This is a genomic window from Mycobacterium sp., assembly GCF_052145595.1.
Lineage (GTDB): Bacteria > Actinomycetota > Actinomycetes > Mycobacteriales > Mycobacteriaceae > Mycobacterium.
The window spans coordinates 1-6,558 of sequence record NZ_JBKQOI010000335.1 but is presented as its reverse complement, the minus strand read 5'-3'; the positions used below and the strand labels follow the sequence as shown (position 1 = coordinate 6,558).

General features: G+C 67.2%; 5 protein-coding genes and 1 tRNA gene. 2 read left to right on the top strand and 4 right to left on the bottom strand.

Annotated features, from left to right (window positions below):
* Window positions 1–29: 29 nt before the first annotated feature.
* Window positions 30–102: transfer RNA gene (locus ACLP4W_RS27945), tRNA-Asn, on the bottom strand.
* Between the two features lie 150 nt (window positions 103–252).
* Between ACLP4W_RS27945 and ACLP4W_RS27940 the strand changes: the two genes are divergently transcribed.
* Window positions 253–534, top strand: coding sequence for a hypothetical protein (locus ACLP4W_RS27940; protein ID WP_442390604.1), 282 nt, complete (start codon window positions 253–255; stop codon window positions 532–534).
* Here ACLP4W_RS27940 and dnaG read toward each other — a convergent pair.
* Genes dnaG through ACLP4W_RS27925 form a run of 3 tightly spaced genes read right to left on the bottom strand, consistent with a single transcriptional unit; the run spans window position 509 to window position 4,400 of the window.
* Window positions 509–2,431 carry a DNA primase gene (dnaG, locus tag ACLP4W_RS27935; protein WP_442390603.1) on the bottom strand — a complete coding sequence of 641 codons (1,923 nt, stop codon included), beginning with the start codon at window positions 2,429–2,431 and terminating at the stop codon, window positions 509–511. The genes ACLP4W_RS27940 and dnaG overlap by 26 nt on opposite strands.
* A gap of 26 nt (window positions 2,432–2,457) precedes the next feature.
* Window positions 2,458–3,072, bottom strand: coding sequence for a superoxide dismutase[Cu-Zn] (gene sodC, locus ACLP4W_RS27930; protein ID WP_442390602.1), 615 nt, complete (start codon window positions 3,070–3,072; stop codon window positions 2,458–2,460).
* 38 nt (window positions 3,073–3,110) lie between these two features.
* Complete coding sequence (locus ACLP4W_RS27925) at window positions 3,111–4,400, bottom strand: deoxyguanosinetriphosphate triphosphohydrolase (RefSeq protein ID WP_442390601.1); 1,290 nt, start codon at window positions 4,398–4,400, stop codon at window positions 3,111–3,113.
* Between the two features lie 66 nt (window positions 4,401–4,466).
* On the opposite strand from ACLP4W_RS27925, the gene ACLP4W_RS27920 reads away from it, so the two are divergent.
* Window positions 4,467–6,470 carry a TPM domain-containing protein gene (locus ACLP4W_RS27920; protein WP_442390600.1) on the top strand — a complete coding sequence of 668 codons (2,004 nt, stop codon included), beginning with the start codon at window positions 4,467–4,469 and terminating at the stop codon, window positions 6,468–6,470.
* The last annotated feature ends 88 nt before the right edge of the window (window positions 6,471–6,558 follow it).

Below are 6,558 nucleotides of genomic sequence, written 5' to 3'. Positions count from 1 at the left end.
GGAGAAGCGGTGGCCTGCGCTAACGCTTGCTCCCCCGGGAGGACTCGAACCTCCAACCCTTCGGTTAACAGCCGAATGCTCTGCCAATTGAGCTACAGGGGATTAACCCGATCGCGGGACGACTCTAGCGTACTGGAATAACCGCACCCAACTAGAGGGACAAACGCACCGCCCCGCAGCTAGAGGGATCGACCGCGCGCGGACCCGGGCGGGTGAGGCAGGATGGAGCCATCAATCGTCGGGAGGAACGCTTTGATCGGGTATGTCGTGGTGCTTGGACTGGGTTACGTGCTGGGCTCGAAAGCCGGACGTCGCAGATACGAGCAGATCGTCGGGACCTATCGCGCGCTGACCAGCAGTCCCATGGCCAAATCGGTGATCGAAGGGGGACGCCGCAAGATCGCGAGCCGGATCTCACCCGACACCGGCTTTGTCACCGTGGCCGAGATCGACGAACAGACGGCCGTGGTAAAGCGCGATGTCGAGCGGCCGGCTGACGATGCTGTCTTCACACCGTCAGATCGTCGCCGCTAGCCTGCTCCAACAGGCTGCGCCGGTAGGCCTCCATGGCGACCAGGTCGCCGAATAGCGCGTGATACTCGTCGCCCTGCTCGATCGGCGACATGCGCTGCAATTTGGACTTCACCTCGGCGATCTGCCTGCCCATCCAGACTTCCTGCAGGCGAGCCAGCACCCCGGCGATGAAGCGCGGCAGCTTCTCGTCGTCGACCTTGATGGCCTCCACCCCGAGCTCGCTGATCAGGCCCGCGGTGAGTGCCGACGTGGTCTGCCGGCGCACCGCTTCGATCCATTCCGCCCCGGTCACGCCGGTGGACGTACCACCGGCCGCCTCGATGGCCGCGCGCACGGCTGCGTACCCGGGGTGCGTGAAGCTCTCAACGGTGAGCGAGTCGAACACCGGGCCGGCCAGCGCCGGATACTGCAACGCCGACTTGAGCGCCTCGCGCTGTGGCCACAGCGTTGGCTCACGCGGGTCGGGACGAGTGGTGGCGGGCTCTGCCGGGACGGCGTCGGCAGAAGGCTGCCCGCCCCCGCGGAAGGAACCGGAAACCCGGACGCCCCGAGCCGGGGACTTGGACTTCTTGGCCTCGCTCCGCACCCGGTCGATGACCTGCGCGACATCATCCCAGCCGACCCAGCCGGCGAGCTGGCGCGCGTACTCGTCGCGCAGCGTCGGATCTTTGATCTGACCCACCATGGGTACGCAGCGGCGCAGCGCGGCGACCCTGCCCTCGGCGCTGTCCAGGTCCATCTCGCCAAGCGCGGTGCGAATCGCGAACTCGAACAACGGGGTTCGCCGGGCCACCAGGTCGCGCAGAGCGCCGTCGCCCGCCTTCAGGCGCAGGTCGCAGGGATCCATGCCGTCCGGGGCGACGGCAACGAAGGACTGCCCCGCCAGGTTCTGCTCGCCGTCGAAGGCCTTGACCGCGGCGGCGCGGCCGGCCGCGTCGCCGTCGAACACGTAGATCAGTTCGCCGCGAAAAAAGCTGTCGTCCATCATCAGCCTGCGCAGCATGGCCAGGTGCTCGTCGCCGAACGCGGTGCCGCACGACGCGACCGCGGTGGTGACTCCAGCCAGATGCATCGCCATCACGTCGGTGTAGCCCTCGACGACGACGGCCTGGTGCGCTTTCGCGATGTCGCGTTTGGCCAAGTCGATGCCGAACATCACCGACGACTTCTTGTACAGCAGCGTCTCGGGCGTGTTGATGTACTTGGCTTCCATCGGGTCGTCGTCGAACAGCCGCCGGGCCCCGAACCCGATCACTTCACCGGCCGACGTGCGGATGGGCCACAACAGCCGCCGGTGAAACCGGTCCATCGGGCCGCGGCGCCCCTCCCGGGACAGGCCGGCCGCTTCCAGCTCTTTGAATTCGAAACCCTTGCGCAGCAGATGTTTTGTCAGTGACTCCCAGCCAGACGGTGCAAACCCGCAGCCGAAATGGCGGGCCGCCTGTGCGTCGAAGTTCCGCTCGGTCAGATACTGGCGGGCCGCTGCCGCCTCGTCGGATTCCAGCGCCGCAGTATAGAACTCGGCCGCGGCCGCGTTGGCGGCGATGAGCCTGCTGCGACTACCGCGATCGCGCTGCACGCTGGTGGCCGGGCCGGTGTAACTGATCGTGTGGCCGACCCGGTCGGCGAGCAGTTCAACCGCCTCCACGAAGCTGACGTGTTCGATTTTCTGGACGAACGCGTACACGTCGCCGCCCTCGCCGCAGCCGAAGCAGTGGAAGTGGCCGTGGTTGGGGCGGACGTGGAACGACGGTGACTTCTCGTTGTGGAACGGGCATAGGCCCTTGAGCGAATCGGCGCCGGCGCGGCGCAGTTGCACGTAGTCGCCAACGACGTCCTCGATGCGGACCCGTTCGCGGATGGCCGCGACGTCACGATCGGGGATCCGGCCAGCCATCGGCCCAGTCTAAAGCGCCGGCCCGTTCAGCTAGCCGGGACGATGACGCCGCACGCGACCCGCTCCATGGACATCGCCATGTCGCCGCCTTCGGCGCCGTGCAGCATCAACGCGGTCTTGTTCCCTGCCAGTAGGTCGTCCCTGGTGAACGCATCGGTGGTGGTCACCACGTAAGCGGAGCCGTCTGAGCGCACCTCCAACGACGTCAGGTCGCCGCTTTCGGGCTTTCCGGTATGTCCGGGCGCCTGGTAGTGACCGCCCGCGGACAGGAAATTGCCCGGCGGACCGCCGCTGGGAGCAACCGAGTTCGGCTCACACTTGCCGATCTCGTGGACGTGCATGCCGTGAAAACCGGGCGCCAGGATGCCGGCCGCCACGGTCTTCACAGTGACGGTGGCATAGCCGTTGCTGAAATCGAAAGTGGCGGTGGCCACGTCCCGGCCGTCCGGCGCTTTCAGTTGCGCGGTGAGCGATCCGGCGCCGGGGGCCGGGCTGGTCGTCGCCGACGACCCGGGTGCACTGCTTTGGACCTCGGGCGTGGTGCCCGGCTGGGTGCTCGCATGCTGAGGCGAACTGCATGCGCTGGCCGCCATGGCGGGAATCGTCAGCAAGAGGGTGGCAACGGCGCTGAGTTTGATCATGCCGGGAGCCTAACCCCGAGTCAGCGCCCAAGTAAGTGCTAAGCGCTCGCCTGGCGAGCGTCAATTCGTTCCAGCCGACCCTCGGTATACGAGGCGATCTGATCGACGATGACCCGCAGCCGGGCCCGGTCGTCGGCCGCGGCGTTGAACGAAGCGGCGAACACGGGATCGAGCGTTCGGGGTGCCCCGGACTGCAGCCAGTGCGCCACCCGGTGGATACGTTCGCGCTGCCGGGCTTGGGTTTCCAGATGCCGCGGGTCGGACATGATGAACTGCAGCGCCAGGATTTTGAGCAACGCGACCTCGGCACGCACCAGGTCGGGCACCTGCAGGTCGGCCCGGTAGCGCACCAGTGGCCCGGGCCCGGCGGCCGCACGCGTGGTCGCGATGGCGGCCGAGGCGAACCTGCCCACCAATTCACTGGTCAATCGCTTGAGCGCGACCGACGCTGCCAGCGTGGCGTCGTACTTGCCGACCGCGGCGACCACAGGCAGAGCCGACAACCGGGACGCGGCCGCCATGAGGTCATCGGCTCTGACCCGCGAGAATTCGCGCTCCCCCAGTTTGGCCAGCGCGGCCGCCTCGTCGTCGTCGGCGAGCACGCGCAGGTCGATGCGTTGGGACACGACGCCGTCCTCGACGTCGTGCACCGAATACGCGACATCGTCGGCCCAGTCCATCACCTGGGCTTCCAGGCATGCCCGATCCGCGGGCGCGCATGCGCGAACCCACGCCGCCGGCTCACGGTCCTCGTCGTAGAACCCGAACTTGCTTCTCCCGTCTCCAAGCCACGTGCTGCGGGTCCACGGGTACTTGGTGACCGCGTCCAGGGATGCGCGAGTCAGGTTGAGTCCCGCGCTATGGCCATGTGCATCAAGCACTTTGGGCTCAAGGCTGGTGAGGATCCGGAAGTTCTGGGCATTGCCTTCGAAGCCGCCATGCTCGGCGGCGAACTCATCGAGCGCGCGCTCGCCGTTGTGCCCGTAAGGCGGATGCCCGATGTCGTGGGCCAGACCGGCAAGCTCCACGAGGTCGAGGTCGCAGCCCAGTCCGACCGCCATTCCCCGCCCGATCTGGGCCACTTCCAGCGAGTGCGTCAGCCTGGTGCGTGGAGTGTCACCTTCACGGGGCCCCACGACCTGCGTCTTGTCGGCTAGCCGGCGCAGTGCGGCGCTGTGCAGCACCCGCGCCCGGTCGCGGGCGAAATCGGTGCGGTGCTGACCTTCGGTACCCGGCAGGCCCGCGGTCTTCGGTGCTTCGGTTACCCGCCGCGCACGGTCGAAGTCGTCATAGGGGTCTTGCTGATTCGTGTTCGCCTCCTTAGTCACCGGAGCACAGTCTGCCAGGGAACGACGAGATGGGCCCGGCTCTACGCCCCCGGGCTACATTGACGTATGCGCACTGCTCGCTTGCTCAGCACGATCCTGACGATCCTCACCGTGGGCCTCGCCGCAGGGCTGCTGGCAGCGCCCGCCGGCGCGCAACCACCGGTGGCCCTGTCTGGCTACATCACCGACAACGCGAACGCATTGTCGGACTCCGGCCGCGCGTCGGTGAAGGCCGCAATCGACAAGCTCTATGCGTACCGCCACATCCGGCTGTGGGTGGTCTACGTCGACAACTTCTCCGGGCTGAGTGCCGTGAACTGGGCGCAGCGCACCGCGCTCGCCAGCGACTTCGGTGACTACGACGCGCTGCTCGCCGTGAGCACGACCGGTCGCGCGTACGCCTTTCTGGTGCCCCCCACGGCGAAAGGCGTCAGTCAAAGTCAGGTAGACAACTTGCGGCGCAATCAAATCGAACCCGCCCTGCGCGCGGGCGACTGGGGTGGTGCGGCGGTCGCCGCGGCCAGCGGACTCGAAGCACCGTCCAACGCGCCGCCGAGCGCATTAACGGTCAATTGGCTGTTGGTGGCGCTGATCCTCGCCGGCGTCGTCATCGCGGTGGTGGTCCTGCTGTTTGTTATGCGCCGTCGCGCCCGGCGGCGTCGCGCCGCCGCGCTGGCCGCGGCACGACGCATCGACCCAACTGACGCCAACGCCTTGGCCGCCGTGCGCACGCAGACCCTGGACGACCTCTCCCGGGCGATTGTGGTGGACGTCGACAACGCGGTGCGCACCAGCTCCAACGAGCTCATGCTGGCGGTCGAGGAGTTCGGCGAAGGCCGCACTGAGCCGTTCACCAAGGCGGTCAACAACGCGAAGGCGGCTCTGTCCCAGGCGTTCAAAGTGCGTCGACAACTTGAAGACGGCACCCCGCTGAGGGATGCGGAGCGCCGCCAACTGCTGACCCAGGTGGTGATGTCGGCCGGGCGCGCCAACCGCGAACTGGCGTCACAAACCGAGGCGTTCGAACAGCTGCGGGATCTGGTGATCAACGCCCCGTCCCTGCTCGACGGGCTGACCCAGCAATACGTCGAACTCACCGGCCGCGTCGCCCCGACACAACAGCGACTTGCCGAGCTCGGAAAAGAATTCGACGCCGCGGCGCTGACGTCGGTCTCCGGAAATGTCGCGACCGCCGGGGAACGGCTGTCCTTTGCCGATCGCAACATCGGTTCGGCCCGTAATCTGGCCGCCCGGTCTGGGACTGGGCAGCAGGGCGGATTGGTGGATTCGTTTCGTGCCGCCGAGTCGGCGCTCGGGCAAGCACGAGCGCTGCTGGATGCCGTGAATACCGCGGCCGACGACATCAGACACGCCATTGCCACGCTGCCGGCGGCTATGACCGACATTGCGTCGGGGATCAAGCAGGCCAACGGGCGACTGCAGCAGAAACAGAACACCAGGTCGGCGCACACAAAGGAATTGATCGCTGCGCGCGATGCGGCGGTCAAAACCCTCGAAGCCGCCCGCGGCGGCGGCGCCGCCGACCCGCTTATCGCGTTCATTCACCTGACCAAGGCCGACACGGACCTCGACCGGCTGCTGGCCACCCTGGCCGAAGAAGACGCGAACGCCGAGCGGCTCACCCGTTCATTCGATCAGGCCGTGTTTACCGCGGACTCGCGGGTGCGCGGAGTCTCCGAGTACATCGACACCCGCCGCGGCAGCATCGGGGCTGACGCCCGGACCAAGCTCGAGGAAGCCAAACAGCATCTGCAGGCCGCGCAAGGCAAGAGATCGACCAACATCACCGAGGCGATTGCCCACGCAAACGTGGCGTCGACGCTGGCCGCTCAAGCCCAGTCGCTGGCCAATGCCGACGTGCGGGCGGCACAGCGCGCCTACTCCCGCCGGGGTGGTGACGACACCGGTGCGCTGCTCGGCGGGATCATCATCGGCGACCTCCTCAGCGGAGGCGGGCGGGGTGGATTTGGAGGCTGGAGCCCCACGTCGTTCGGCGGTTCGCCGAACACGTTCGACGGCGGCTTCATGGGTGGCGGTGGGCGATTCTGAATCGGCACCGGATAACAAACGCCCAGATAAACAGCGACCCCCGGGTACCAGGTACCAGGGGGTAAGTCGTCTTTTCCGTAATGGCGGG